Source organism: Streptomyces sp. NPDC001194, assembly GCF_042896985.1.
Lineage (GTDB): Bacteria > Actinomycetota > Actinomycetes > Streptomycetales > Streptomycetaceae > Streptomyces.
On the sequence record NZ_JBIAXU010000013.1, the window covers coordinates 98433 to 124723 of the forward strand.

Genomic DNA, 26291 nt, shown 5'->3' on the forward strand with positions numbered 1-26291 from the left:
GTGTGCCGGGATCATGCCAAACAGGCGTGCGGGCGGCCCAGTCCCACGGGCCGCCCGCTGCCTCCGATACCCGCTCAGACCAGCGGATTCACGATCCATTCGCCGCGCCGCATGACGCCCTTGACGTCGAACTCGGCGTCCAGGACGACCAGGTCGGCGTACTTGCCGGGCTCCAGGGAGCCGACCTCGTCGTACAGTCCGATCAGCTTGGCGGGATTGGCCGAGATCGCCTGCACCACGGACTCGACGGGCAGCTTGTCCAGGGTCACCGACCGCTTGAAGGCGGTGTCCAGCGTCAGCGTGGAGCCGGCGATCGAACCCCCCTCGACGAGGCGTGCCACGCCCTGCTTGACCTCGACCTCCAGGGGCCCCAGGTGGTAGATCCCGTCGCCGAAGCCCGCCGCGTCCATCGCGTCGGTGATCAGCGCCACGCGGTGCGCGCCCGCGTGGTGGAAGGCCAGCTCCAGCATCGCCGGGTGCAGGTGGGTGCCGTCGTTGATCAGCTCGACGGTGACCCGTTCGTCCTCCAGCAGCGCGGCGATCGGGCCGGGGGCGCGGTGCTCCATGCCGGGCATCGCGTTGTAGAGGTGGGTGGCCACGGTGGCCCCGGCGTCGATGGCCTGGCGGGTCTGTTCGTACGTGGAGTCGGTGTGGCCGATCGCGGCGATGACCCCGTGCTCGGCCAGCAGCCGTACGGAGTCCAGCCCGCCCGGGAGCTCGGTGGCGAGGGTGAACATGCGGGCGGCGCCGTGCGCGGCGTCGATCAGCTTGCGGACCTCGGCCGGGTCGGGGTCGCGGAGCAGGTCCTCCTTGTGCGCGCCCTTGCGGCAGGGGTTGATGAACGGCCCCTCGAAGTGGATTCCGGCGATCTCGCCCGCCTGCGTCAGCTCGGCGAGGAGCCCGGCGCGGCGGGCCAGTTCGTCCAGGTCGCCGGTGACGGTGGAGGCGACGAGCGTGGTGGTGCCGTGCTCGCGGTGGGTCCGTACGCCCTTGAGGACCTCCTCGGCGGTGCCGGAGGTGAAGGAGGCGCCGCCGCCGCCGTGGTTGTGCATGTCCACGAAGCCGGGGACGAGCCAGTGCCCGGACAGGTCGACGATCCGCGCGCCCTCGCCGGCGCTGCCGGCGATGCGCTCGCCGTCGACGATGACGCGGCCGCCCGCCACGGTCCCGGTGGGCAGGACCACCCTGGCGCCGGAGAGAACGGTGCTGTGTGCGCTTCCGGACATCAGGCAGGTACCTCCGTGGCGAGTAGGTCCCAGGCGAGCAGCCCTGCGCCCAGGCATCCGGCGGTGTCCCCGAGGGCCGCCGGAACGATGTCGGGCAGCCGCTGGAACGTCACGCGCTCCTCGACGGCCGTCCGCAGTGGTGTGAACAAGGTTTCCCCCGCCTCGGCGAGCCCGCCACCGATGATCAGCGTGCGCGGGTCCAGCAGGGTGATCGCCGTGACCAGGCCGTCGGCGAGGGCGCCGACCGCGGCCAGCCACACCTCGCGGGCGCGGTCGTCGCCGGACTCGACGGCCTTGGCGCAGTCCGCGGCGTCCGCGGCCGGGTCGCCGGAGGCGGCCGCCCAGGCGCGGCTGACGGCGGAGGCGGAGGCGAGGGTCTCCAGACAGCCGTACTGGCCGCAGCCGCAGGCGGGTCCGCCGGGGCGGACCACGATGTGGCCGATCTCGCCGGCGTAGCCGTGGGCGCCGGCCTCGATGCGGCCGGCGATGCCGATGGCGCCGGCGATGCCGGTGCCGAGGGGGACGAACAGGAAGCGGTCGGCCCCCCGGCCGGCGCCGATGCGGCCTTCGGCGAGTCCGCCCGTGCGGACGTCGTGGCCCAGGGCCACCGGGATGCCGCCGAGCCGTCTGCTGACCAGCTCGCGCATGGGTACGTCGCGCCAGCCCAGGTTCGCCGCGTAGACGGCGATCCCGTTCTCGGCGTCGACGATGCCGGGGACGGCGACGCCGGCCGCGCAGGCGGGCACGCCGAAGCGCTCGAGGCCGAGCCCGGACAGCTCGGCGGCGAACTCCAGGATCGTCTCGACGACGGCGTCCGGGCCCCGGTCGCGGCCGGTGGCGCGGCGTGCTTCGTGGAGCAGCGTGCCGTCGCCGGCGATGAGGGCGGCCTTCATCCCGGTGCCGCCCACATCGAGGGCGATGACGTGCTTCACGGCGTGTTTCACGGGTTTCACAGGTGACAGTCTCGCGTGCTCGGCGGGGAAAGGTCTAGTCCATTGGAGGGGATTGTTGAGCGGCCATACAAAATCGGAGACCTTGGTCGGGCGACGAACCGGACACGGTGCGTTCCGGATGTGGACGAGCCGCCAAAGTGGTGTAGACCTTACGTGGATCGTACGTACAACAAGGGGTGGATCGAGAACTGTGAAGGGCCGTTACCTGAGCCTGGCCGCGACCGGCGCCGCGCTGGGCCTGACCGCCGCGGCACTCACCGGCTGCGGAGCCGTGGGGAGCATCACCGGGGACAACGAGGTGACCCTGCGGGTCGTGGCGGCCGACTACGGGGACAATCCGCAGAACTCCTCCGCGGGCTACTGGAAGGACCTCGCCGCAGGCTTCCAGAAGGACCATCCGGGCGTGAAGGTCGAGGTCAGCGTCTACTCCTGGTCCGAGGTCGACGCCAAGGTCGCGGAGATGGTCAAGGCCGGCAAGGCCCCCGACATCGCGCAGATCGGCGCGTACGCCGACTACGCGGCCGCGGGCAAGCTGTACACGGCGGAGGAGCTGCTCTCCGTCAGCACCGAGGCCGACTTCCTCGCGCCGCTCGCCGACGCCGGCAAGGTCCGGCGGGTCCAGTACGGGATGCCCTTCGTGGCCAGCACCCGCCTGCTCTTCTACAACGAGAAGCTGCTGACGGACGCCGGGGTCGTGCCGAAGGACACCAAGGGCGGATGGCAGCCGAAGAGCTGGGCCGACCTGGAGGCCGCCGCGAAGAAGCTCAAGGCGGCGGGCGTGGCGACGCCGTTCGCACTGCCGCTGGGCCGCGAGGAGGCGCAGGCCGAGTCGATGATGTGGATGCTCGCGGGCGGTGGCGGCTACACCGACAACGAAGAGGCGTACGCGATCGACTCCGCGGACAACGTCAAGACGTTCGAGTTCCTGCGCGACAAGATGGTCGGCCAGGGGCTGACCGGAGCGCTGGAACCGGCGAAGACCGACCGGCAGGCGGCCTTCGACGCCTTCACGCGGGGCGAGGTCGGCATGCTCAACGGCCACCCCACGCTGCTGAAGCAGGCGGCCGAGAAGGGCGTGAAGTTCGGCATGGTGGCCATGCCGACCGCCGACGGGACCGAGCACCCGACGATGGGCGTCGCGGACTGGGTCATGGCCTTCAAGAACGGCCACCGCAAGGAGTCCGGGAAGTTCCTGGACTACCTGTACGAGGCGAAGAACGTGACGGCCTTCACCAACAAGTACGACCTGCTGCCGGTCACGACGACCGGCTACCGGGCGATGGACGCCAGTACGGGCGGCTCGGCCACGCAGCTGAAGACGTTCCTGCAGGCACTGCCGAACGCGCGGCTCTACCCGGTCGGCAAGAAGTCCTGGGCCGGGGTCAGCGAGGACGTCAAGCAGAACATCGGCAAGAGCGTGCAGCCGGGCGGGCAGCCGGCGAAGGTCCTGGAGGACATCGCCGAGTCGGCGCGCAGGGCGGACGCGCACTGACGCGACGCCGCCGGGGCGCACGCCCCTCGCCGGCCGCCCCTCGCACCCCCCCGCCGGGGGGCCTGGGCCGGGTGGGTGTCACACGGCGGCGTTAATCTGGCGGTATGACGGACGACGTGGGGCTGACGGCCACCGAGGCCGCGGTGCTCGCGTACGAGGGACGCACCTGGCCCGGTCCCGGAGCCAAGGAGCGGGCGATAAGGGAAGGGCTGGGGATGACCCCGGTCCGCTACTACCAGCTGCTCAACGTGCTGATGGACGACCCGCGGGCCCTCGCCCACGCCCCGGGCACCGTCAACCGGCTCCGCCGCATCCGCGAGGCGCAGCGCGCCCGGCGCTGACGCCTCGCCGGCGGGCGGGCGCCGGAGCCCTTCGCCGCGCCGTAGCCGTGGCCCGCCAGGGCCGTTAGGGTCGTCCCCATGGGGAGCCATCCGCACAGCATGCCGATGCCCGTCACCGCCGCCGGACGGGAGGGACTCGAAGCCCTCCTCCGGGTGCCCCGCCGCTCCGTGGTCGCGCTCGACTTCGACGGCACCCTCGCCGAGATCGTCCCGGACCCGGACCAGGCGCGCGCCCACCCGGGAGCCGTCCCTGCGCTGTCCGCCCTGGCCCCGGAGGTCGCCTCGGTGGCCGTGATCACCGGCCGGCCGGCGGGGGTCGCGGTCCGCTACGGGGGCTTCGCCGGCGCCCCCGGCCTGGAGCACCTGGTGGTCCTCGGCCACTACGGGGCCGAGCGCTGGGACGCCGTGACCGGGATCGTGCACGCCCCGGCCGAGCACCCCGGGGTCGCCGCCGTCCGGGCGGAGCTGCCCGGGTTCCTGGACTCCATCGGCGCCTGGCGCGGCACGTGGATCGAGGAGAAGGGCCGGGCCCTGGCCGTGCACACCCGGCGGGCGGCCGACCCGGACGCGGCGTTCGCCGCGCTGCGCGAGCCGCTGGCCGAGCTGGCGGCGCGCCACGGGCTGATGGTGGAGCCGGGGCGGGCGGTGCTGGAGCTGCGGCCGCCGGGCATGGACAAGGGCGTGGCCCTGACCGAGTACCTCGCGGAGACGGGCGCCGAGGCCGTCCTGTACGCGGGGGACGACCTGGGCGACCTCGCGGCGTACGCGGCCGTGGAGAAGCTCCGTACCGACGGCATGCCGGGGCTCCTGGTGGCCAGCGGCTCGGCCGAGGTCCCCGAACTCTCCGCCCGGGCCGACCTGGTCCTGAACGGCCCCGCGGACGTGGTGGCCTTCCTGGCCGCGCTGGCCGGAGCCATCCGCGGCTGACGTGCGCGGCACCCGTGTACCCAGCGGACCTCTGAGTACGAACGCTCATGATCCGCCGCCCGGCCGCTCCTATCGTCACCTGCATGGACACGGACCCGACCCCCGCCGCGGCGACCACCACGAGCTCCCGCGGCCTCACGGGCTGCGCGGTGGCGCTGCTCGTCGTCACCGTGCTGGCCCTCGTGGGAGCCGTGGCGCTGGCCGAACTGGCGAAGAGCCTGCAGGGCGGCGGGCACCTCGACAACGACAGCCCCTCCGGCAGCGTGGTGGACCCGCTCGCCCCCGGCACGACCGCCCGGTACGTCGACGACCTCGAGGTCACGGTCGGCCGGCCCCGCCGCGGGGACGACGGGGCCTACCGCTTCACCATCACCTACGCCAACGGCACCGACGGGGTGCTGAACCCGGGCGGTGAGTCGCAGAAGAGCGCCGTCAGCACGGTCGGCGACGCCCCCGTCGTCGTGCGGGCGGGCAAGTCCTCCGACCACTATGCGACCGGCTCCACGCTGACCTGGGTCAACGAGGACGAGGTGGCCTCGGCCCTCATGCCGCCCCTCGGCAAGGGCGGCAAGCGGACCGTTCAGGTGAGGGTGGTTCCCGACGGCCGGGGCGCCCCGTTCACGGTCGAGGTCCACGCGCCGTCCGCGAGCCACCGCGAGACCGCGCACTGGCAGTTCGACCTGGACTGAAGCCCTCTACACCCCGCGCAGGGCGTCCAGCTGGGCCGTGAACCAGGCCGTCGGGGGCAGGGCGGTGGCGGCGGCGGCCAGGCGCTTGGTGCGCTCCAGCCGCTCGTCCGCCGGCATGGACAGCGCCGCGTGCAGGGCCTCCGCCGTCGCCGACACGTCGTACGGGTTCACCGTCAGCGCGTCCTCGCGGAGCTCCCCGTACGCCCCTGCCCCCGTGGAGAGCACCAGGGCGCACCCCGCGTCCGACACCACCGGGATCTCCTTCGCCACCAGGTTCATCCCGTCCCGGACCGGGTTCACCAGCGCCACGTCGGCCAGCCGGTACGCCGCCAGGGAGCGGGCGAAGTCGTCCTTCACCGACACCAGCACCGGCTGCCAGTCCGGCGTGCCGAACTCCTCGTTGATCCGCTCCGCCAGCTCCCGCACCGCCTGCGTGTAGGACCGGTACACCGCCAGGTCCTGCCGGGAGGGGTACGCCGAGGCCAGGTGGACCACCCGCCCGCGCCACTCGGGGTGCGCCGTCAGCAGCTCCCGGTACGCCAGCAGCCCGCGCACGATGTTCTTCGACAGCTCCGTCCGGTCCACCCGGACGATCGTCTTGCGGTCCCCGACCTCCGCGCGCAGCGCCGCCAGCTTGTCGTTCACCTCGGGCCGGTGCGCCAGCGCGCGCAGCTCGTCGGCGTCCACGCCCAGCGGGTACGTGCACACGTCGGTGGTGCGCTGCTCCCCGAGGCTGCCGTCGGGGCCCTTCCGGCGGTGGTGCACGCCGGGCTTCGAGCCCGAGGGCCAGAACGGGTCGGCGCTTCCGCTCGCGTCGTCGACGGCCGCGCCGCGCACGAACTCCGCCGCCCACTCCCGGGTGTGGAAGCCGAGCCGGTCCGCCCCGAGCATCCCCCACAGCAGCTCGGACCTGATCGCGTCCGGCAGCATCCGCAGGTAGGCGTCCGATGCCCACGGCGTGTGCGTGAAGTGCCCGATCCGCAGGTCCGGCCGCAGTTCCCGCAGCTCACCGGGGACCAGGGCCAGGTGGTAGTCCTGTACGAGCACGGCCGCGCCCTCGCCCGCCTCCTCGGCCAGCGCCGCCGCGAAGGCGCGGTTGTACGCGACGTACGAAGCCCACTGCCGGCGGAACTCCGCGTCGAAGACCGGCTCGCGCGGGATGTCGTACAGGTGGTGGTGGGTGAACCACAGCACCGAGTTCGCGATGCCGTTGTACGCGTCGTCGTACGTCGTGGGATCGATGTCCAGCATCCGGACGCCGGGCTCGCAGACGCCCCGGCGGACCGCCTCCCGGTCCGCCTCCGACAGCGCCGCGCAGATCCACAGCGCCTCCGGCTGGCGGGCGAGGGCGGCGGAGAGGCCGGAGACGAGTCCGCCCCCGCCGCGCCGGGCCGTGAGGGTGCCGTCGTCGCCGAGGTCGTAGGAGAGCGGGCCGCGGTTCGCTGCAACGAGTACCTGGGAAGCCATGCGGCGAACCTAGCCCGGGGCCCGCCTGCTCAAACGTCAGTTCCCTCACGCCACCCGGCGGCCGGAGTACTCCTTGACCCCGGCCATCGGCGGCCGCTCCTCGGTGTCCACGGGGTACGTCCGCGGCACGAACCCGTCCGGGCCGCGCTCGAACTGCGTCAGCTCGGGCCGTACGAGGTGCCCGCGCGAGAGCCGCAGCTGCGCCGTCCGGTAGATCGCCGCGGCCATGCGGCCGAGTGCCTGGCCGTCCTGGTGGCGGTGGAGCCGTACGCCCACGTCCACCTGGGCCAGCGCGTCCAGCCCGACGGTGTGCAGCGCGTCCACGAGCAGGCCGAGCTCGACCCCGTACCCGACGGGGAAGGGCAGACGTTCCAGCAGGGCCCGGCGCACGGCGTACTCGCCGCCCAGCGGCTGGACGAAGCCGGCCAGCTGCGGCCAGTGGAGATTGAGGAGGGGGCGGGCGACGAGCTCGGTGACCCGGCCGCCCTGGCCGGGCGCGTCGGCCAGGGGGCGGTCGTACATCGCCTTGACGAACTGCACGTCCGGCTCGGTCAGCAGCGGGCCCACGATCCCGGACACGAAGGCGGAGGAGAAGTCCCGCAGGTCCGCGTCGACGAAGCAGACGACGTCCCCGGTGGTCGCCAGCAGCGAACGCCACAGCACCTCGCCCTTGCCGTGCACGGCCGGGATCCGCGGCAGGATGTCGTCGCGGTGCACCACCCGGGCGCCCGCCTTCGCGGCCACCTCGGCCGTCCGGTCGGTGGAGCCCGAGTCGATCACGACCAGTTCGTCGACCAAGGGCAGCGGCAGCCCGTCGATCAGATCGCGCCGGATCACCTCGACGATCGCGCCGACCGTCTCCTCCTCGTCGAGCGCGGGCAGGACGACGCTGACCGTGGTGCCGGCCGCCCGTTTGGCGGACAACAGCTGGTCGAGCGGTCGGTCTGCCGCGGACCAGGAGCGGTCCGCGAACCAGCGCTCCACCTCTTCCAGCACGTTCAGCACTCCCTGCTCGTCCGTCGTTCGTCCGTCGCCCCTCGGCGCTTTCGGCCGAAAAGTGATCCATCTCGCGGTTCGGACGGCTGTCTCAACCGCCCGGGCCTTCGGTTACAGTCTTGAACAACGCGAAGGACCACCGCATGCCGGGGGTCCCCGCGCACAAATGCCCGGACGCGCCGCAGAGCGCGCGCACCGGTGCCATACCGCTCATCCAGAGGGGCAGAGGGACACGGCCCGTTGAAGCCCCGGCAACCCTCCAGTCGGTTCTCGCGCTCGCTTGCAGCAGCGAGGTCCCCGGCTAGGGAAGGTGCCAATTCCGTCTCATGGCGAAGTGCGCCATGGGGAAGATGAGGAGAAAGGGCCTCGCCATCATGGCTGCACAGACTGTTGCCACCTCTGTCGATCTCGGACCTGCCACCGGCCTCTCGTGTCGTGAGTGCGGTACCCGTTTCGAGCTCGGACCCATCTTCGCCTGCGTCGAGTGTTTCGGTCCGCTGGAAGTCGCCTACGACCTTCCCACCGGGGACCCCGAAGCGCTGCGCGCCGCGATCGAGGCCGGCCCGAACAACATCTGGCGCTACGCCCCGCTGCTGCCCGTCCCCGCGGACGTGGCCTCCAAGCCCAGCCTGAACCCCGGCTTCACCAAGCTCGTGGACGCGGCCAACCTGGCCAAGGAGCTCGGCTTCACCGGCAAGCTGTACGTGAAGGACGACTCCGGCAACCCGACGCACTCCTTCAAGGACCGCGTCGTGGCCATCGCGGTCGAGGCCGCCCGCGCCTTCGGCTTCACCACCCTGTCCTGCTCCTCCACCGGCAACCTGGCCGGCGCCGTCGGCGCCGCGGCCGCCCGGGCCGGCTTCCGCTCCTGCGTGTTCATCCCGCACGACCTGGAGCAGGGCAAGGTCGTCATGGCCGGTGTGTACGGCGGCGACCTCGTCGGCATCGAGGGCAACTACGACGACGTCAACCGCTTCTGCTCCGAGCTCATCGGCGACCCGCTGGGCGAGGGCTGGGGCTTCGTCAACGTCAACCTGCGCCCGTACTACGGCGAGGGCTCCAAGACGCTGGCCTACGAGATCTGCGAGCAGCTCGGCTGGCAGCTGCCCGACCAGATCGTGATCCCGATCGCGTCCGGCTCGCAGCTGACGAAGATCGACAAGGGTCTGCAGGAGCTGATCAAGCTCGGGCTCGTCGAGGACAAGCCGTACAAGATCTTCGGTGCGCAGGCCGAGGGCTGCTCCCCGGTCTCCACGGCGTTCAAGGCCGGCCACGACGTGGTGCGCCCGCAGAAGCCGAACACCATCGCCAAGTCGCTGGCCATCGGCAACCCTGCCGACGGCCCGTACGTCCTGGACATCGCCCGCCGTACGGGCGGCTACGTCGAGGACGTCACCGACGAGCAGGTCGTCGAGGCCATCAAGATCCTCGCGCAGACCGAGGGCATCTTCGCCGAGACCGCGGGCGGCGTGACCGTCGGCGTGACGAAGAAGCTCATCGAGAACGGGCAGCTCGACCCGGCGCTGACCACGGTGGTCCTCAACACCGGTGACGGCCTCAAGACCCTGGAGGCGGTGGCCGCGGACAGCGGGCAGACCGCCACCATCCGCCCGAGCCTGGACGCGTTCCGCGCCGCCGGCCTGGCCTGATCCCTCCTCTGAACCCCGGAAAGGCAGTAGCGCCATGAGCGTCAACGTCCGCATCCCCACCATCCTGCGCACCTACACCGGCGGCCAGGCGGAGGTCTCCGCCGAGGGTGCGACCCTCTCCGAGGTCATCGCCTCCCTGGAGGCGAACCACCCGGGCATCTCCGCCCGTGTCCTGGACGACCAGGGCAAGCTGCGCCGCTTCGTGAACGTCTACGTCAACGACGACGACGTGCGCTTCGAGGGCGGTCTGGACGCGGTGACGCCGGACGGCGCGGGCGTCTCGATCATTCCCGCCGTCGCGGGCGGCTGCTGACACGCGAAAGCCCAGAATTACCCCCTCCGGTAAAAGCGGAGGGGGTAATTCTGCTTGGTTGGGCGCGGTAGAGTTGGGGAAGTCCCCTCCGCTGTACTTGCCCGCCGCATATGAGCGGGTCGCGTGATGGTTGACATTGAGTCAATGTGTGAGTGCGGTATGGGGCTTTGGCGAGATATGCCGGGTCCGAGTTGCCCGGGAATATGCCAACTTTTCACTCTATTTCAATGTATCCCCGTGTCCAGAATTCTCGTCGGATTGACCTGTTGCAGACAGCAGCGGTGCGGATACATTCAGCCCCGGTCGAGGCGTTCCGGCGCAAGTTCTGACCCGGGACCGCGAAGTGCGGTCCTGCGCAAGGGCCAGTAATAGGGGAGTTAGGCATGGCTCAGGGCACCGTCAAGTGGTTCAACGCGGAGAAGGGCTACGGCTTCATCGCGGTCGACGGTGGTGCGGATGTGTTCGTCCACTACAGCGCCATCCAGATGGACGGGTACCGCACCCTTGAAGAGGGTCAGCGGGTCGAGTTCGAGATCTCGCAGGGCCAGAAGGGTCCGCAGGCGGACATGGTCAAGCTCGCCGTCTAGTCCCGGCGCGATCGACCACCGACGCATACACACGCAGGGCCCGGACCTCAGAGGAGGGGTACGGGCCCTTCGTGCTGCCCGGGAGCGGGGCGGGGGCCCGGCCGGGCACGGGTCGACGTTCACCCAAGCCGCTTGCACTCGGAGGGGTCGAGTGCTAATCATTGGCGTTAGCACTCTCCTGCTGAGAGTGCTACTACACAGGACCGGGTCGGTGAGGCCCGCAGGGTCCGGCGGGAAGGAACCGCCGGGCACGCAGGCCGTCCGTCGCGGGCGCGGGCGCGGTCCGGAGCAATCCAACCCTCCCCTCGTGCCGACGGCGCAGGGGGAACCCCAGTCCTGGAGGACCACTTCAGATGGCCAAGATCATTGCGTTCGACGAGGAGGCCCGGCGCGGTCTCGAGCGCGGGATGAACCAGCTCGCCGACGCCGTCAAGGTCACCCTTGGCCCCAAGGGTCGCAACGTCGTCCTTGAGAAGAAGTGGGGCGCCCCCACGATCACCAACGATGGTGTCTCCATCGCCAAGGAGATCGAGCTCGAGGACCCGTACGAGAAGATCGGCGCCGAGCTGGTCAAGGAAGTCGCCAAGAAGACGGACGACGTCGCGGGCGACGGTACGACCACCGCCACCGTGCTCGCCCAGGCGCTCGTCCGCGAGGGCCTGCGCAACGTGGCGGCCGGCGCCAACCCGATGGCCCTCAAGCGCGGCATCGAGAAGGCCGTCGAGGCCGTCTCCGGCGCCCTGCTGGAGCAGGCGAAGGATGTCGAGACCAAGGAGCAGATCGCTTCCACGGCCTCCATCTCCGCCGCCGACACCCAGATCGGCGAGCTCATCGCCGAGGCCATGGACAAGGTCGGCAAGGAAGGCGTCATCACGGTCGAGGAGTCCCAGACCTTCGGTCTGGAGCTCGAGCTCACCGAGGGCATGCGCTTCGACAAGGGCTACATCTCGGCGTACTTCGCCACCGACATGGAGCGTATGGAGGCGTCGCTCGACGACCCGTACATCCTGATCGTCAACTCGAAGATCGGCTCGGTCAAGGACCTGCTGCCGCTCCTCGAGAAGGTCATGCAGTCCGGCAAGCCGCTGCTGATCATCGCCGAGGACGTCGAGGGCGAGGCCCTGTCGACCCTGGTCGTCAACAAGATCCGCGGCACCTTCAAGTCCGTCGCCGTCAAGGCCCCGGGCTTCGGCGACCGCCGCAAGGCCATGCTCGGCGACATCGCCATCCTCACGGGCGGCACGGTCATCTCCGAGGAGGTCGGCCTCAAGCTCGAGAACGCGGGCCTGGACCTGCTCGGCCGCGCCCGCAAGGTCGTCATCACCAAGGACGAGACCACGATCGTCGACGGTGCCGGTGACAGCGACCAGGTTCAGGGTCGCGTCAACCAGATCCGCGCCGAGATCGAGAACTCCGACTCGGACTACGACCGCGAGAAGCTCCAGGAGCGCCTCGCGAAGCTGGCCGGCGGCGTGGCCGTCATCAAGGCCGGTGCCGCGACCGAGGTGGAGCTCAAGGAGCGCAAGCACCGCATCGAGGACGCCGTTCGCAACGCGAAGGCGGCCGTCGAGGAGGGCATCGTCGCCGGTGGTGGCGTGGCCCTGCTCCAGGCCTCCGCGGTCTTCGAGAAGCTCGAGCTCACGGGTGACGAGGCCACCGGCGCCAACGCCGTGAAGCTCGCCCTGGAGGCCCCGCTCAAGCAGATCGCCGTCAACGGTGGTCTCGAGGGTGGCGTCGTCGTGGAGAAGGTCCGCAACCTGACGGTCGGCTGGGGTCTGAACGCCGCGACCGGCGAGTACGTGGACATGATCGCCGAGGGCATCATCGACCCGGCGAAGGTCACCCGCTCCGCGCTGCAGAACGCGGCGTCGATCGCGGCCCTCTTCCTCACCACCGAGGCCGTCATCGCCGACAAGCCCGAGAAGGCCGGCGCCCCGGCCGGCGGCGGCATGCCGGGCGGTGACATGGACTTCTGATCGGCCCCGGCTGATCGGCTGTTCTTCGACCGAGGGCGGCACTCCCCACACGGGGGGTGCCGCCCTCGGGCGTTTCAGGCAGCCGTGCGCGCGATGAACGAGACGGTCCTTCACCGTTGGCGGACGGCTTTGGTTGACTGGGGGGATGAACGAGCTGTTCGTGAAGATCTGCGGCCTGAAGACCGGGCCCGACGTCGACGTGGCCGTGGCGGCCGGGGCCGACGCCGTCGGGTTCGTCTTCGCCGCCGGCAGCCCCCGTACGATCGCCGCCGCCGAGGCGCGGGAGCTCGGGGCCCGGGTGCCGGACTCGGTGCTGACCGTCGGGGTGTTCCGCGGGCAGCCGGTCGACGAGGTGCGGCGTCTGACCGAGGAGAGCGGCGTACGGGGCGTGCAACTGCACGGCGACGAGGGCCCGGAGTTCTACGAGGCGCTGCGCGCCGGGGGCCGGACCCTGCTGCGGGCCACCGCCGGGCACGTGGAGCGGTGCGGGGAGTACGGGGAGGACCTGCTGCTGCTGGACGCGCCCGACCCCGGCTCCGGCAAGCCGTGGAACTGGGGCTCGGCGGAGTTCACCGCGCCGGAGGGCCGCTGGCTGCTGGCCGGCGGGCTGACGCCCGCGAACGTACGGGAGGCCGTGGAGACCACCGGCGCCTGGGGCGTGGACGTGTCGAGCGGGGTGGAGCGGGAGCGCGGCGTGAAGGACCCCGCCCTGATCCGCGCCTTCATCGAGGCCGCCCGCGGCTGACTCCCCGGCGGACGGGCCGCCGTCAGGCCGCGCGCCAGACCGTCATGTCCGCGGTGATCCAGCCGGGCAGATCGGGCAGCCGCACGACCGGCTTCGTCTGGATCACGAGCAGTGCGATGTCCCCCGAGGGGTGCCGGACACAGATCTCGGTGCCGGGCGCCGATGCGGCCAGCGGGAGCGTGTGCTGATTGGAGGGCCTCGTCATGAGGCCGCACGTGTCGAGGTTGCCGGTGCCGGGATCGGCGAACAGCTGGACGAACACGCTCGTGTCGCTCACCAGCTCACAGCTGTTCTTCTCGCAGTCCAGGCGGATGTCCCCCGTGCGGTCCTGCCGCTTGACCGGGTCCTTGATGCCGATCGAGTTCTTCTCGTCCAGCCAGACCTGGGGGTAGGGGAAGGGCGCGGGCGGCTTGGAGGCCTTGGGCGCGCTCGATGCGGCTCCGCCGGCCCCGACCGATGCGCCGGCTCCCGCTGCCCCGGCGGATCCCGTGGCCTTGCCGCCACTCGACGGGCCGGAGGGCGTGGCCGCGCTCCGTTCGCGTGCCCGGTCCGCCGCGTCCATGACCTTCCAGGTCAGCCCGGTCAGCAGGACGGCGGACACCGTCACCACCGCGCCGACGATCACAGCGGTACGCCGCCTGCGCACCCGCTGCTCCTCCGGCGTGAGCGGCGGCGTGGCCGGCGGCCGCCAGGCCATCGGCGCCGCGTCCGGTGCCAGGGCCCGTGTGCGTACGGAGGTGGGGTGCGGCACCGGGGCCGGGACCACCGGCTCCGGCCCCGCCACCTCCCGCCAGACGGCCGGACCGCCGCCCGCGTCCGCGTCCTTGCCCAGCCGCTGCCTGCACCACGCCACGATCTCCGCCGGGGTGGCGCGGTCGTCCGGATCGGCTGCCAGGCACCGGGCGATCAGCGGGCGCAGCGACTCCGGCAGCCGGGACAGGTCGGGGTCGGAGTGGACGATCCGGAACAGCACGCTGACGGAGGGGCCGTCTCCGTACAACGGCTCGCCCAGTGCGGCGAACGCCGCCGTCTGGCCGAGCGCGAAGACATCGGTGGCCGTCGTGGTCTCGCCGGCCAGCGCCTGTTCGGGGGCCATGTACTGGGGCGTGCCGATGGCGCTGCCCGTGGCGGTGGGCGAGGTGGTGCCGGACGCCAGTGAGATGCCGAAGTCGATGACCCGCGGCCCGTCGGCGGCCAGCAGCACGTTCGACGGCTTGAGATCGCGGTGCACGATCCCCGCACCGTGGATGACCCCCAGGGCCTCGGCCACCCCCGCCACCAGCCACAGCACCGCGGGGACCGGCAGCGGTCCGCGCCGGGCCACGGCCTCCGACAGCGAGGGCCCCGGCACGTACACGGTGGCCAGCCAGGGCGGCACCCCGTCCGCGTCGGCGTCGATCAGCTCGGCCGTGTACGCGCCCCGGACCCGCCGGGCCGCCTCGACCTCGCGGCGGAACCGCCGCAGGAACGTCGGATCCTCGGCCAGCTCGGGCCGTACCACCTTGATGGCCACCGGCCGGCCGCCCGGGGTGTGCGACAGGTAGACCCGGCCCATGCCGCCCGCGCCGAGCCGGGCCGCGAGGCGGTAGCCGGCGACGGTCTGCGGATCGTCCTCCCGCAAGGGCTGGAACACCTCGGTCGCGCTGTTCATCGGTCTCCCCCCGACTCCCCCGATCAACAGCCGAGTTGATCGTCCTCACCCTAAGCGGCGGGCGGGGAGGGGGAACGGCCGGGCGCCCGTCAGCCGGCCGAGGCCGTGCCGTCCTGCTCGATGGTCTCGACGCCCGGCAGTGCCCGCAGGGCCACGCGCTGGGCGGGGCTGAGCGGGGCGGCGAAGCCGTGCAGGGCGGTGTCGTAGACGTGGACCGGGGTGACACCGACCCGCCGCGCCACGTCGGCGGGGTCGAGGTCCCGGCTCACGGTGACGATGTACGTGGGGTGGTCGGCGGGGGCCGCGTACGGGACCGGTGCGTGCACGGCGGCCGTGGCCGTCGACGCGGGGAGGGCGGAGAAGGCGGCCAGTACGACGACGGCTGCGGGCAGGGCCCGGCTCAGGCGGGTGCGCATGGGGTGAGGCCATCACGTACGACGCCGCAGGTCAACGACGTGCGTGGGGGTGGCGGAGGCACCGGGGGCGCACCGGCTGCGCGCTCGCCGGTGTGGGGGCGGGCCGTACGGGTGATCTTGCCGGGGGGCCCGGGCCGGGACGGCGCGCGGCACGGCCTTGACGGCACAGGGGGACAACCCTTTCTGCAGCTTGTGCGGCAGCGCGTGTTGCGCGGGCGGCCGGCGATCGGCCGGGCGGGCGGCGGTGGTTCATGGCGCGCCCGCGTGGCACCGATGGAAGGGAAGGCCGCACCCGCAGAGGCATCCGCCCTGGTCGGGGCGGCTCCTTCATGCCGGTTTCCCGTCCTGCCCCCCTCAGGGAGTTCCTTCCATGCGCCTGCTCGCACGCCTGGCCGCCGCCACCCTCCTCACCGTGCCCGCGGTCGCGGCCGGTACGGCCGCCGCCGACACCCCGGAGCCGACCCCGGTACCCCTGCACACCTCCGCGAACGCGGTGCCCGGCAAGTACATCGTGACCCTGGACAAGGGGGTGGACGCGGCGAAGGCCGCGACGAAGCTGGGCCTGAAGCCGACGTTCGTCTACACGAAGGCGATGAACGGCTTCGCGGTCCCGCTGACCCCGCTCCAGTTGCAGATCGTCCGGGTGAGCCTCGGGGTGAAGTCGGTCGAGGAGGACGCCGCGGTCCAGTCCGTGCCGCAGCCGACCCGGACGCCGGGTACGCGTGCGCCGTCCTCCTCGTGGGGCCTGGACCGGATCGACCAGAAGGAGCTGCCGCTCGACAACAGCTTCACCACCGAGGGCAACGGCGCCGGGGTGACCGCTTACATCCTCGACACGGGCATCGACTACGCGCACGACGAGTTCGGCGGGCGCGCCACCTTCGGCTTCGACGCCATCGGCGACGGGCGGCTCGGCGCGGACTGCCAGGGCCACGGCACGCACGTCGCGGGCACGGTCGCGGGCAAGACGTACGGGGTGGCGCGCAAGGCGAACCTGGTCAGCGTCCGTGTCCTCGGCTGTGACGGCATGGGCACCTGGTCGGGGATCATCGCGGGCATGGACTGGGTGGCGAAGAACGCCAAGCAGCCGGCCGTCATGAACGGCTCCCTGGGCGGGGACCTGTCGAAGGCCGTCAACGACGCCGCGGACGCGGTCACCGCCGCCGGGGTGCTGCCGGTCGTCGCGGCGGGCAACTCCGCGAAGGACGCCTGCGGCGTCTCGCCCGCGTCCGCCTCGCTCGTGGTGACGGTGGCGGCGACCAACCAGTACGACGAGGAGACCTCCTTCTCCAACTGGGGCCAGTGCGTCACCCTCTACGCGCCCGGCCAGGCCATCGTCTCCGCGAAGCTGGGCGGCGGCAGCGTGGCCCTGGACGGCACCTCGATGGCGGCGCCGCACGTCGCCGGTGTGGCCGTCCTCTACAAGCAGGCGCACCCGACCGCCGCTCCGGAGGAGGTCGCCGAGTACCTGGAGCAGGAGTCCACGAAGGACGTCCTGAAGAGCCTCAGCCCGGCCTCCCCGAACAAGCTGCTGTACACCGCCGGTCTCTGACCGCAGGAGGGTCCTGACGAACCGGGCCCGCAGCCCGCTCGGGGATAGGCTGCGGGCCGAGGGGGATCATGGACACGACACCGCCGCCGGTGAAGCGGCTCCGGGACCGCGTACGGCTGGCCGCGGCCTGCGCCTTCAGCGCGGTCGCGGTGCTGTACGCCGTCCTGTGCGCGAAGCTGACCGCCGTCGACATGACCGACGGCGTGTGCGACTACGGCGGCTGCCCGCGCGGGCTGGATTCGCTGGTCTGGTGGACGCTGCTCGCCGGTCTGGCGGCGGGCGGGCTGTGGTGGTCGGTCGTGAAGGGCCGTGCGTACCGGTCCGCCGGCGGCTGGACCGCGGCGGTCGCCGTCGCGCTGGTCGCCCTGTGGCCCGGGTGGCTCGGCTTCTCCTGGCTGCGCGGCCCGCACATGGACCTCTTCTCGTACCAGGCCCCGGGGAGTTCGGCAGTCGGGAAGCCGCTCGGCTCCTGGGCGGGGCCCCCGGCCACCGGGTTCGTGGTCCGGGCCGGAGCGGACGGCGTGACCGGTTACGACGGGGAGGGCCGCCGGGGCTGGAGCCTGCGGGTTCCGGCAGGCGGGGCGGTGTGCGCGATGAGCGCGGACAGCCCTTCCGGCACCGGTCTGCTGACCTTCGCCACCGTGCTGGACGGCTGCGGAGGCCGCCTGGTGGCGGTGGACGTCACCTCCGGCAAGCAGCTCTGGACCATGAACATCCCGCACCTCGTGGGCCGGCCGGCCGCGGGAGGTTCCCTGGCCGTGACCGCGACCGCGGACGCCGTTCTCGCATACGACCTGGCCACCGGCGCCGAGCGGTGGCGCTCCCCGCTGCCGGCGGGCGCCGTCGCCGTGGAGGTGGCCGCCGGCCCGGAGCGGGTCCTGCTCCTGGCCCGGACCGACGCGGGAGTCGAGCTGTTCGCGCTCGGGGCCCGCACCGGCGCCGTCGCCTGGCGGTACCCGATGCCGGTCGGGTACGAGTCCCCGCGCATCGCGTCGGCGTCCCTGGCCGCCGCCGTCGGTGACGGCCGCCTGCTGGTGTTCGACGAGGCGGGCCGCGTGCGGGCGGAGTCGCAGGAGCCGTACGTCCCGACCACGGGTGAGACGGAGTGGCTGGTCGTCGGCGACGTGCTGTACGCGTCCGTCCCGGAGCGGGAGAAGCGGGAGCTGCTGGCGGCGTTCTCCCTGACGGACGGCCGCCACCTGTGGACCCGCGCCTTCGAGAACGACTGGCGGGTCCGGGCCCTGGCCGCCGACGGCCGGTCCGGGCGGATCGCCGTGGTCACGGAGGGCGCGTACCACCACCTCTGGCACCTCGACCCGCGAACCGGGAAGCCGGACGGCGAGTCGACGGTCCTGCGGGGCCTCCGGCTGGGCGAGTCGTTCGCCCTCCACGGGAGGACGTTCGTCAACCTCGACGCCGACGGCAGCCTCCCCCCGATCTTCGACGTGGCCCCGACTATCGGCTGGTGAGGGGCCGGGTGTCGAGGGCGATGCCCACGGGGGCGGGGATCTCGACGGTCGCCCTGTACGGGAAGGATCCCGCTCGACCACCAGCCTCATGTACGGCTCGTTCAGCCGAGGCTGGTGACGAACGCCGTCCAGGCCGGGCCGTTGAAGGTGAGGTGGGGGCCGTCCGGGACCTTGTAGTCCCGGACGGGGACGAGGTCGGGGTGGCCGTCGGCGACTTCTAGGCAGTCGCCGCCACTGCCGCCACTGTGGGTGGTCTCGGCGGCGGGGACGTACGGGCTCCCGTTGATCGACCTCGGCCGCTGCAACGTCACCACCGCGCTCCGGCTGGCCGTCGTCCTGCACGAGCGGGCCCGTCCCGCGTGAGCGAGGCCGCCCTGGAGGGGCGCCTCGCTACCGCGCGGGCCTGGGAGTTCGAGCTGGCCTGGAAGCTGCTCCTGATGGCCGCCGAGCGGGGCCCGAGCCTCGGTTGCAGCACCGATGACCTGGTCCGCTTCCTGCGGACCGCAGCCGGGTCGGGCCCCGCGGGGGTGGTCAGACCTTGACCGTGGCGAGGCGTGTGCCGCAGAGGGCCGTCAGGTCTTCCGGGTCGGAGGTCAGGACGGTGACCGGCCCGGGCGCCGCGAGCGCGGTGGCGGCGAGCATGGCGTCGATGGCGTGCTTGTGCCCGTGCAGTCCCGCTTCGCGGAGCAGGTCGGTGGCCCGGTGGGCGATCTCCTCCGTGACGGGTTCGACCACCACGCGGGAGAGGGCCCACTTCAGTGCCGGCACGTTGATCTGAGGGTGGATCACTTCGACGAGGGTGGCCGTGCTGGTGATGACACGGACGTCCCGGGCGTGGGCTGCCGCCAGCCAGCCCACGGTTTCACGGTCGCGGGAGATGTACTTCGCGAGTCCCTCGCTGTCGAGGACGAGAGTGCCGGCGGGGGCGGCCTTCCGGGGTGTCATGCGGCGCTCCGCCCGTCTTCGGCAATGGCCGACTCTTCCTTGTGCGCACGCACGAGGAAGTCGCCCTTCTCGCGGATTTCCTCGGCTGTAATCGGGCCGATCTCCGCCTCGGCGACGGCGATGAGCTCGGCGAGGTTGTCGCGCTCGATCTGGCGGGCCACGGCGGCGGTGACGTAGGCGGACAGGCCCGAGGGGCCGCTGCGGGCGCGAGCGGCCTCGGCGACGTCGCGGGGCATCGAGATCGAGTACTTCTGGGTGGGCTCGCTCATGCCACCCATGCTACTTGCGATGCCACCACCGTGTCCGGCATGTGGGGTGAGGGAATGCATGTGCATAGGTTGCTGGCATATGCGGCCCCGCGGGGCGTTCGTCGCCACGTGTTAGCTCGATGGTGTGATCATGCGGCGATCTTCAAGGCGGGACCGGTCAGTCCGTGCGCAGGCGGGCGTGGAGGTGTTCGTCGTGCCAGCCGTCCGCGTGGAGGAGGGCCCCTCGCATGGTGCCCTCCAGCGGGAAACCGGCCTTCTCCGCGATGCGGCAGGACGCCGGGTTGGCCACGGAGTGGGTGATCCGCAGGCGGTGCAGGCCGAGCTCCTCGAAGGCCCAGCGGCTGACCCGGTCCGTGGCCCCGGCCATGGTCCCGCTGCCGCGGCCCGCGGGCAGCAGCCAGTACAGGATCTCCCCGCTCCCACCCGCCAGGTCGAGGTCGGCCAGGCCGATCAGGCCGACGGCCGGTACGCCGGTGGCGGGGGCGATCGCCCAGAGCGCGGCCTTCTCCGCCTCCCAGTCGGCGCGGTAACGCGCGATGCGCTCCTCGGCCCGGGCCTCGGTGAACCGGCCCGTGCGGTTCCAGTGCTGGATGTCCGGGTCCGTGCCGGAGGCGACCAGCGAGGGGGCGTCGTACGGCTCCCAGGGCCGCAGGAGCCACCCGTCCGGGAGGTCGAGCACGGCCTGGGGCAGCGCGCTCATCCGGCCGGGCGGGACTACGGGGGGTATCTCCATGCCGGAGAGTATGCCGAGGCTCCCGCTCAAGAGCCCAGCGCGTCCTCGATGTTCTGCTGCCAGTACGTGACCGTCAGCGAGCTGTCGTAGTAGACGCCCTTGGCCGGCAGGGACGGGATGGCGGACGCGCCGCCGCTGCTGTTGGGCGTGCGCCCCTGGAAGGCGATCGTGAGCTTCTGCCCGGTCGTTCCGCCCTCGCCGCTGCCGTCGGCCGCCGCCAGCATGGCCGCCGCGTGGCCCGACTGGCCGGGCGCGAGGGACACCACGGCCTGGGGGCGGGTCTCCTGCCGCGGAGCCGGGGCCCACTGCATCTCGTCGAAGCGGAGGACCGGGTAGTACGTCAGGTCGCAGGACTTCGAGCCGGTGTTCTTCACCGAGATCAGCATGTGGTTGAGCGGTCGGGCGACCGGCTGGACGGTCACCTCGGTGTTGGAGCCGTTGCACAGGACGCGGTTGCCCGCGGCGGCGGCCGGGTCCGACGAGCCGCCCTTCGCCTCTCCGGAGCCGGAGCCGGAGCCGGAGCCGGAACCGGTGCCGGAGCCCGAGCCGGTGCCCTTGCCCGTGCCGGTACCGGTCTTCGCGGCGCCCGGGGCGGGGGTGCCCGGGGCGGGGCTCGTGGCGCCCGTCGGCGAGGGGGTCGCCGTGGTGGAGTCCGAGGCGGTCGCGGCTCCACCGTCCTTGAGGCCCGTGCCGTTCTGGCACGCGGTGAGGGCGAGCGCGGCGAGGGCGACGGCGGCGGCACCGGCGAGGCGCCGGGTCGTACGAGTGGTGCGGAGCGCGGTCATGGCTGATGGCCTTTCATGTGGCCCGGCAGGGGCGGTGGTTCGTCGGGACCGGCGCCGGGAGCCGTGTGCTTGGATGGCCTCAGCCTGCGCGGTGATCCGTCCCAGCCGCTGCACCCGAGGGGCGGTCAGGGACGCTGGGATGCTGAAACAGGCTCTGAGCTGCTGAAACAGCCTGTTGCTGGGATGCGTGACGGGACACGGGGTGGGAGGAACGGTGTCGGAAGACACTGCTGATGCCGGGTTCGCCCGGCTGCTGCGAGAGCTGAAGGACCGGTCCGGGCTCAGCTACGGAACGCTCGCCAAACGGCTCCACATGAGTACGTCGACCTTGCACCGGTACTGCATCGGCGACGTGATCCCCGCGGACTACGCACCGGTCGAACGGCTCGCCCGCCTCTGCAAGGCATCGCCCGGGGAACTCGTCGAACTGCACCGGGCCTGGGTGCTGGCGGACGCCAACCGCCCGCGCAAGGGCGGTGAGCCGGGCGCCAGGACACCGAGCGCGGAGGCGCCCGCGCAGACGCTTCCGGCGGAGCCGGAGGACCCCGCCGACTCGGCTGACCCGGCCGAGCCGCTCGTCGAGCCTGCTGCTCCTTCCGGTCCGCCCGCGCCGAACGGGCGCCGCCGGATCCGCACGGCCGTCCTCGCGGGGATCGCCGTGGCCGTCGTGGCCGGGGCGGTGGCGCTCAGCGCGTACCTGCCGACACGAGACGGCGACGCCCGGGAGCGCCCCGCCGGTGCCGCGTCCCTCGCGGACGGCGCGGGGCGGCGTACGGACGGCGGGACGACGGGGGCGTCCGAGGCGGCACGCTCGGGAGCCTCGCCCTCGCCCTCGCCCTCGCCCTCACCCTCGCCCTCGGACTCCGCGCCGGCGGCCGGCGCCGCCCCCAACGCCCCCACCGCGAGCCCGTCCCCCGCCGGTCGCGGCGGCGACACCGCGTCCGGTACGCCGGTGAAGGTGACCACCCAGCCCTACACCTGGGAAAACCCGTGCGACCAGCATTACCTGATCGAGAGGCCTCCGGCCCAGGTGGCCCCGCCGCCCCTGGAACGGGACACGCCCGCGTGGGTGGGGGCGGTCGGAGCCGTGTCCGCGGGCAAGCAGTACGTCACGCTGACCCTCCAGGGCACCGGCAAGGACACGGTGGTCCTGGAGAGCCTGACCGTCCGCATGGCGGGCAAGCGTGCGCCGCTCGCCTGGAACGACTACGCCATGGGCTACCCGGGCGTCGGCTGCGGCGCCGGGGTGCCGACGCGCTCCTTCACCGTCGCCCTCGACGCCGTGCGCCCGGCCGTCGTACCCGAGGCGGGGCAGCCGAACTTCCCGTTCAAGGTGAGCGAGTCCGAACCGGAGGTGTTCTACGTCAGGGCCGACGCCTCCGCGTACGACGTGAGCTGGTACCTGGAGCTGGCCTGGTCGAGCGGGTCCCGCCACGGCACCGTCAAGATCGACAACAACGGAAAGCCCTTCCGTACCAGCGGTTACAACGGGCGGCCCGGCTACGAGTTCCCCCTCGGCGGCGACGGCTGGGTCCCGGCGGGAACGACTCACTGACCGGCCGGACCGCCGTGTCGGCCGAGGGCGCAGGTGGAGGCGTCGGCGTCGGCGTCGGCGCCGTCAGGTCATCGCCGGTTCCTTGTCGGCGTCCGCGGTCGGGGCGGCGTCCGCCACGGGCTGCGGGTCGGTGTCGAGGTCCGTCAGCATCTGGCGGGTGAAGCCGAAGAACCAGGTGGCGGCGAAGCCCACCAGGTAGCCGACCGCGAGGCCGCCCGCGTAGATCGCGAGGTTCGGGCCCAGACCCGAGGGGCCGTCCAGGAGCGGGAACAGGGCCCAGCCCGAGGGGCCGATGGCCGTGGCGCCGAAGGCGACCCCGAGCTGGTTGAAGAGCCCGACGAACGCCCCGCCCGCCGCACCGCCCACGCAGGCGGTGACGAAGGGGCGCCCGAGCGGCAGCGAGACCCCGTAGATCAGCGGCTCGCCGACGCCCAGGAAACCGGCCGGGAGCGCGGACTTGATGGTGGTGCGCAGGGACCGGTTGTGCGGCAGCCGGCAGTAGACCGCGAGCGCCGCGCCGACCTGGCCCGCGCCCGCCATGGCGAGGATCGGCAGGAGGGCGGTGTGGCCCGTCTGCTCGATGAGGGTGGTGTGGATCGGGATCAGGGCCTGGTGCAGACCGAGCATCACCAGCGGCAGGAACAGTCCGCCGAGGACCAGCCCCGCGAAGGCGCCGCCGCCGGCGAGCATCCAGGTGGCGAAGGAGCCGATGGCGGTGGCGACCTCACCGGCGAGGAACATCAGGCCGAAGATCGTCACCAGTCCGGAGATCAGGACGGTGAGGGTGGGGGTGACCAGCGCGTCCACCGACTCCGGGACCCACCTGCGGCACGCCTTCTCCACCTGCACGGCGAGGAACGCGGCGGCCAGCGCCCCGAGGACGCCGCCCTGGCCGGGGGAGAGGTGCTGGCCGAAGGCGTCGATCTTCGCGACGCCGGGGAAGACGATGATGGCGGCGACGGCGCCGCCCAGGACCGGGGTGCCGCCGAACTCCTTGGCCGTGTTGTAGCCGACGAAGACCGCGATCAGCGACATGAACCCGGAGGCGATCGCGGCGAGCGCGGGGACGACGGCCGGCAGCCAGCCCGTGTTGAGCAGCACGCCGTTCAGGCCCGCGATGATGCCGCAGCCGATGAGCGCCGGGATCAGCGGTACGAAGACGTTCGCGATCCGGCGCAGGAACAGCTTCACCGGTGTGCTGTTGCGGGCCTTCTGCGCCTGCTTCAACGCGGCGCCCCGCTCGGCCAGTTCCCCGGCGGTCACCGCAGCCCCGGCGGTACGGGAGGACCGGCCCTCCTCGACCAGCGCCTCGAACTCCGGGGTCACCCGGGCGACCGCTCCCGGCCCGAGCACGATCTGGTAGGTGTCGTCCTCGACGACGCCCAGTACGGCGGGCAGCGCCCGCAGCGCCTCGTCGTCGACCAGCGAGCGGTCGTGCAGGGCGATGCGCAGCCGGGTCATGCAGTGCGCGATCGAGCCGATGTTGTCCGGGCCGCCGACCAGGGGGAGGATCGCGGCGGCGGTGGCGCGGTTCTTGTCAGTGGACATGTGGTGATCGCCTTGCGTCGGGGAAACGGGGCAGTCAGCGGGTCGGGGAGGCCGGGGTCAGGGGGCCGAGGCCATGGCCAGGGCCTCGCGGAGGTGGCCGCGTGCGGCCGTGAGCAGTTCGGCGGCCGCCGGGCCGTCCACGCCGCCGAGCAGGACGAGCACGGCTTGCTTGACCTCGCCGCCGGTGGCGTCGAGCGCGGCCTCGATCTCCTCGTCCGGCGCGCCCGTGGCCAGCGCGACGATCCGGCGCGAGCGGGCCCGCAGCTTCTCGTTGGAGGCGCGCAGGTCGACCATCAGGTTCCCGTAGGTCTTGCCCAGCCGGATCATGGTGATGGTCGAGACGAGGTTCAGTACGAGCTTCTGCGCGGTGCCGGCCTTCAGGCGGGTGGACCCGGTCAGCAGCTCGGGCCCGACGACGACCTCGATGCCGTGCTCGGCGGCCGCGGCCAGCGCCGAGCCGGCGTTGCAGGACAGGCCGACGGTGAGCGCCCCGCGCGTACGGGCGAACTCGACCGCGCCGATGGCGTACGGGGTGCGGCCGGAGGCGGAGACGCCGACGACGGTGTCGTCCGGTCCGATGTCCAGGGCGGCCAGGTCCGCGGCGGCCAGTTCCTTCGAGTCCTCGGCGCCCTCCACGGACCGGACCATGGCGCCGGGCCCGCCCGCGATCAGGCCCACGACCTGCGCCGGATCGGTGTTGAAGGTGGGCGGGCACTCGCTGGCGTCCAGGACGCCCATGCGGCCGGCCGTGCCGGCGCCCGCGTACACGAGCCGCCCGCCACGGGCCATCCGCGGCGCGATGGCGTCGATCGCGGCCGCGATCCGCGGCAGCTGCGCGGCGACGGCGGCCGGGACGCCGGCGTCCTCGGCGTTCATGGTGCGGGCGATGTCCAGGGTGGACAGCCGGTCGATCTCGGCCAGTTCGGGGCGGAAGGCCTCGGTGGTCAGGGTGTCGAGCTGGGCGCGGAGTGCGGTGTACGAGCCATCGGCGTGCGGGCTGTCGGCGTGCGGGCCGGTCATGGGCGGGGGCTCCTGGCGGATCGGCGGGGGGCGAGCGCCTCGTACGAGGCGGCGAGCGCGGGGGCGGCACTCTCGTACGTCCGCTGCGCGACGGCGACGAACAGGCAGTCGACGACGAGGAGCTGGCTGGTCCGGCTGGACATGGCGGCCGGGCGCAGCCGGGTCTCGCGGGCGGCGGAGGTGGCCAGTACGAGGTCGGCGTAATGGGAAACGGGGGCGTTCGGGCGGCCGGTGAGCGCGATGGTGGTGGCCCCGCGCTCGAAGGCCGTACGGAGGGGGTCGATCACGTCGCCGGTGGCGCCGGAGTGGGTGATCGCGACGGCGGCGTCGCCGGGGCGCAGCTGGACCGCGCCGGTGACGGCCAGGTGGGGGTCGCCGTGGGCGTGGGCGACGAGGCCGATGCGCAGCAGCTTCTGGGCGAGGTCCTGGCCGACGAGTGCGCAGGCGCCGACGCCGTAGATGTCGATCCGGCGGGCGGTCGCCAGTGCGGTGACGGCGGCCGCGAGCGCGGTGAGGTCGAGTCCGGCGGCGGTGTCGGCGAGGGTCTGGGCCTCCTCGTGGGCCAGTTTGGCGACGACGTCGGCGAGGGGGTCGTCGACGGCTATGTCGGCGGCGAGGGCGGGGGCCGCGCCGGATTCCTGCTGCGCGGCGAGCGCGGCGAGGGCCAGGCGCAGGTCGCGGTAGCCGGGGTAGCCGAGGAGGCGGGCGGTGCGGACGACGGTGGCCTCGCTGGTACCGGTGCGCGCGGCGAGCGCGCCGACGGTGAGGCGGGAGCAGCCGGCGGGGTCGGCGGCGACGGTTTCGGCGACGGCCCGGACGGAGCGGGTCATGGAGGGGTCGAGCGCCCGGATCCGGGCCCGCAGGGCGCCGGGGGCGGGGGCACCGGAGGCCGGGGCCGGAGTGCTGGAAGTTTCCTTCACGTCGCCGCTCACACCTGAAAGCTATTTTCGGCTGTGGGGGCCGTCAAGGCGCCATGAGCCGCTGTGA

General features: G+C 72.7%; 27 protein-coding genes and 1 riboswitch. Of the genes, 13 read left to right on the forward strand and 14 right to left on the reverse strand.

Going from position 1 to position 26291, the window contains the following annotated elements:
* Positions 1–74: 74 nt before the first annotated feature.
* Entirely contained in the window at positions 75–1226 is a 1152-nt protein-coding gene (gene nagA, locus ACFY1T_RS24205) for an N-acetylglucosamine-6-phosphate deacetylase (protein WP_390790009.1), read from the reverse strand.
* Positions 1226–2158, reverse strand: coding sequence for an ROK family protein (locus ACFY1T_RS24210; protein ID WP_390790095.1), 933 nt, complete (start codon positions 2156–2158; stop codon positions 1226–1228). The genes nagA and ACFY1T_RS24210 overlap by 1 nt, the downstream gene beginning before the upstream one ends.
* A 211-nt stretch (positions 2159–2369) precedes the next feature.
* On the opposite strand from ACFY1T_RS24210, the gene ACFY1T_RS24215 reads away from it, so the two are divergent.
* The 4 genes from ACFY1T_RS24215 to ACFY1T_RS24230 all read left to right on the forward strand — a co-directional run bounded on the left by ACFY1T_RS24215 (position 2370) and on the right by ACFY1T_RS24230 (position 5628).
* Entirely contained in the window at positions 2370–3671 is a 1302-nt protein-coding gene (locus ACFY1T_RS24215) for an extracellular solute-binding protein (RefSeq protein ID WP_390790010.1), read from the forward strand.
* Positions 3672–3775: 104 nt separating this feature from the next.
* The gene (locus tag ACFY1T_RS24220) at positions 3776–4012 is read left to right on the forward strand and encodes a DUF3263 domain-containing protein (RefSeq protein ID WP_030156982.1); all 237 of its coding nucleotides are present in this window, start codon (positions 3776–3778) and stop codon (positions 4010–4012) included.
* Positions 4013–4090: 78 nt separating this feature from the next.
* Positions 4091–4939: a trehalose-phosphatase gene (otsB, locus tag ACFY1T_RS24225; protein WP_030858554.1), complete on the forward strand. Its 849-nt coding sequence runs from the start codon at positions 4091–4093 to the stop codon at positions 4937–4939.
* Positions 4940–5022: 83 nt separating this feature from the next.
* Positions 5023–5628: a hypothetical protein gene (locus ACFY1T_RS24230; protein WP_390790011.1), complete on the forward strand. Its 606-nt coding sequence runs from the start codon at positions 5023–5025 to the stop codon at positions 5626–5628.
* Between the two features lie 6 nt (positions 5629–5634).
* On the opposite strand, the gene ACFY1T_RS24235 is transcribed toward ACFY1T_RS24230, so the two are convergent.
* Both ACFY1T_RS24235 and ACFY1T_RS24240 read right to left on the reverse strand, forming a co-directional pair.
* Positions 5635–7095 carry a trehalose-6-phosphate synthase gene (locus ACFY1T_RS24235; protein ID WP_390790012.1) on the reverse strand — a complete coding sequence of 487 codons (1461 nt, stop codon included), beginning with the start codon at positions 7093–7095 and terminating at the stop codon, positions 5635–5637.
* 45 nt (positions 7096–7140) lie between these two features.
* A complete protein-coding gene (locus ACFY1T_RS24240; RefSeq protein ID WP_390790013.1) occupies positions 7141–8091 on the reverse strand; it encodes a glucosyl-3-phosphoglycerate synthase in 951 nt (316 codons plus the stop codon).
* 207 nt (positions 8092–8298) lie between these two features.
* Positions 8299–8448: riboswitch (SAM riboswitch) on the forward strand.
* A gap of 17 nt (positions 8449–8465) precedes the next feature.
* Here ACFY1T_RS24240 and thrC point away from each other — a divergent pair.
* The 5 genes from thrC to ACFY1T_RS24265 all read left to right on the forward strand — a co-directional run bounded on the left by thrC (position 8466) and on the right by ACFY1T_RS24265 (position 13361).
* Entirely contained in the window at positions 8466–9740 is a 1275-nt protein-coding gene (gene thrC, locus ACFY1T_RS24245) for a threonine synthase (protein ID WP_351778154.1), read from the forward strand.
* A 34-nt stretch (positions 9741–9774) separates the two neighbouring features.
* Positions 9775–10053: a MoaD/ThiS family protein gene (locus ACFY1T_RS24250; RefSeq protein ID WP_030858544.1), complete on the forward strand. Its 279-nt coding sequence runs from the start codon at positions 9775–9777 to the stop codon at positions 10051–10053.
* A gap of 383 nt (positions 10054–10436) precedes the next feature.
* Positions 10437–10640 carry a cold-shock protein gene (locus ACFY1T_RS24255; RefSeq protein WP_005315736.1) on the forward strand — a complete coding sequence of 68 codons (204 nt, stop codon included), beginning with the start codon at positions 10437–10439 and terminating at the stop codon, positions 10638–10640.
* A gap of 353 nt (positions 10641–10993) precedes the next feature.
* Positions 10994–12616 carry a chaperonin GroEL gene (gene groL, locus ACFY1T_RS24260; protein WP_030858540.1) on the forward strand — a complete coding sequence of 541 codons (1623 nt, stop codon included), beginning with the start codon at positions 10994–10996 and terminating at the stop codon, positions 12614–12616.
* 145 nt (positions 12617–12761) lie between these two features.
* A complete protein-coding gene (locus ACFY1T_RS24265; protein ID WP_390790014.1) occupies positions 12762–13361 on the forward strand; it encodes a phosphoribosylanthranilate isomerase in 600 nt (199 codons plus the stop codon).
* Positions 13362–13383: 22 nt separating this feature from the next.
* Here the strand turns inward: ACFY1T_RS24265 and ACFY1T_RS24270 are convergent, their stop codons facing one another.
* Positions 13384–15012, reverse strand: coding sequence for a serine/threonine-protein kinase (locus ACFY1T_RS24270; RefSeq protein ID WP_390790015.1), 1629 nt, complete (start codon positions 15010–15012; stop codon positions 13384–13386).
* An 89-nt stretch (positions 15013–15101) separates the two neighbouring features.
* The gene (locus tag ACFY1T_RS24275; RefSeq protein WP_390790016.1) at positions 15102–15428 is read right to left on the reverse strand and encodes a protease inhibitor I9 family protein; all 327 of its coding nucleotides are present in this window, start codon (positions 15426–15428) and stop codon (positions 15102–15104) included.
* A 370-nt stretch (positions 15429–15798) separates the two neighbouring features.
* Here ACFY1T_RS24275 and ACFY1T_RS24280 point away from each other — a divergent pair, with 370 nt between their 5' ends.
* The gene (locus ACFY1T_RS24280) at positions 15799–16980 is read left to right on the forward strand and encodes a S8 family peptidase (protein ID WP_390790017.1); all 1182 of its coding nucleotides are present in this window, start codon (positions 15799–15801) and stop codon (positions 16978–16980) included.
* A gap of 68 nt (positions 16981–17048) precedes the next feature.
* A complete protein-coding gene (locus ACFY1T_RS24285; RefSeq protein WP_390790018.1) occupies positions 17049–18449 on the forward strand; it encodes a PQQ-binding-like beta-propeller repeat protein in 1401 nt (466 codons plus the stop codon).
* Between the two features lie 101 nt (positions 18450–18550).
* Here the strand turns inward: ACFY1T_RS24285 and ACFY1T_RS24290 are convergent, their stop codons facing one another.
* A complete protein-coding gene (locus tag ACFY1T_RS24290; protein WP_390790019.1) occupies positions 18551–18760 on the reverse strand; it encodes a DUF397 domain-containing protein in 210 nt (69 codons plus the stop codon).
* Between the two features lie 48 nt (positions 18761–18808).
* Between ACFY1T_RS24290 and ACFY1T_RS24295 the strand changes: the two genes are divergently transcribed.
* Entirely contained in the window at positions 18809–18991 is a 183-nt protein-coding gene (locus tag ACFY1T_RS24295; RefSeq protein ID WP_390790020.1) for a hypothetical protein, read from the forward strand.
* Here the strand turns inward: ACFY1T_RS24295 and ACFY1T_RS24300 are convergent.
* The 4 genes from ACFY1T_RS24300 to ACFY1T_RS24315 form a co-directional block, all read right to left on the reverse strand.
* Entirely contained in the window at positions 18981–19394 is a 414-nt protein-coding gene (locus tag ACFY1T_RS24300) for a PIN domain-containing protein (RefSeq protein WP_390790021.1), read from the reverse strand. The two genes, ACFY1T_RS24295 and ACFY1T_RS24300, sit on opposite strands and share 11 nt — an antisense overlap.
* Positions 19391–19663: a CopG family transcriptional regulator gene (locus tag ACFY1T_RS24305; protein WP_385467088.1), complete on the reverse strand. Its 273-nt coding sequence runs from the start codon at positions 19661–19663 to the stop codon at positions 19391–19393. Before ACFY1T_RS24305 ends, ACFY1T_RS24300 begins: the two co-directional genes overlap by 4 nt.
* Positions 19664–19820: 157 nt before the next feature.
* Complete coding sequence (locus ACFY1T_RS24310) at positions 19821–20396, reverse strand: GNAT family N-acetyltransferase (protein WP_390790022.1); 576 nt, start codon at positions 20394–20396, stop codon at positions 19821–19823.
* Between the two features lie 26 nt (positions 20397–20422).
* Complete coding sequence (locus ACFY1T_RS24315; protein ID WP_390790023.1) at positions 20423–21181, reverse strand: DUF4232 domain-containing protein; 759 nt, start codon at positions 21179–21181, stop codon at positions 20423–20425.
* Positions 21182–21395: 214 nt separating this feature from the next.
* Here ACFY1T_RS24315 and ACFY1T_RS24320 point away from each other — a divergent pair, with 214 nt between their 5' ends.
* Complete coding sequence (locus tag ACFY1T_RS24320; protein WP_390790024.1) at positions 21396–22736, forward strand: helix-turn-helix domain-containing protein; 1341 nt, start codon at positions 21396–21398, stop codon at positions 22734–22736.
* A 63-nt stretch (positions 22737–22799) separates the two neighbouring features.
* Here ACFY1T_RS24320 and ACFY1T_RS24325 read toward each other — a convergent pair whose 3' ends face one another.
* The 3 genes from ACFY1T_RS24325 to ACFY1T_RS24335 are packed head-to-tail and all read right to left on the reverse strand — an operon-like array spanning position 22800 to position 26236.
* Positions 22800–24284, reverse strand: a complete 1485-nt coding sequence (locus tag ACFY1T_RS24325; protein ID WP_390790025.1) for a PTS transporter subunit EIIC — start codon at positions 24282–24284, stop codon at positions 22800–22802.
* Between the two features lie 57 nt (positions 24285–24341).
* Complete coding sequence (gene murQ / locus ACFY1T_RS24330; protein ID WP_390790026.1) at positions 24342–25304, reverse strand: N-acetylmuramic acid 6-phosphate etherase; 963 nt, start codon at positions 25302–25304, stop codon at positions 24342–24344.
* On the reverse strand, positions 25301–26236 hold the full coding sequence (locus tag ACFY1T_RS24335; RefSeq protein WP_390790027.1) for a MurR/RpiR family transcriptional regulator: 936 nt from the start codon (positions 26234–26236) through the stop codon (positions 25301–25303). The genes murQ and ACFY1T_RS24335 overlap by 4 nt, the downstream gene beginning before the upstream one ends.
* Between the last annotated feature and the right edge of the window lie 55 nt (positions 26237–26291).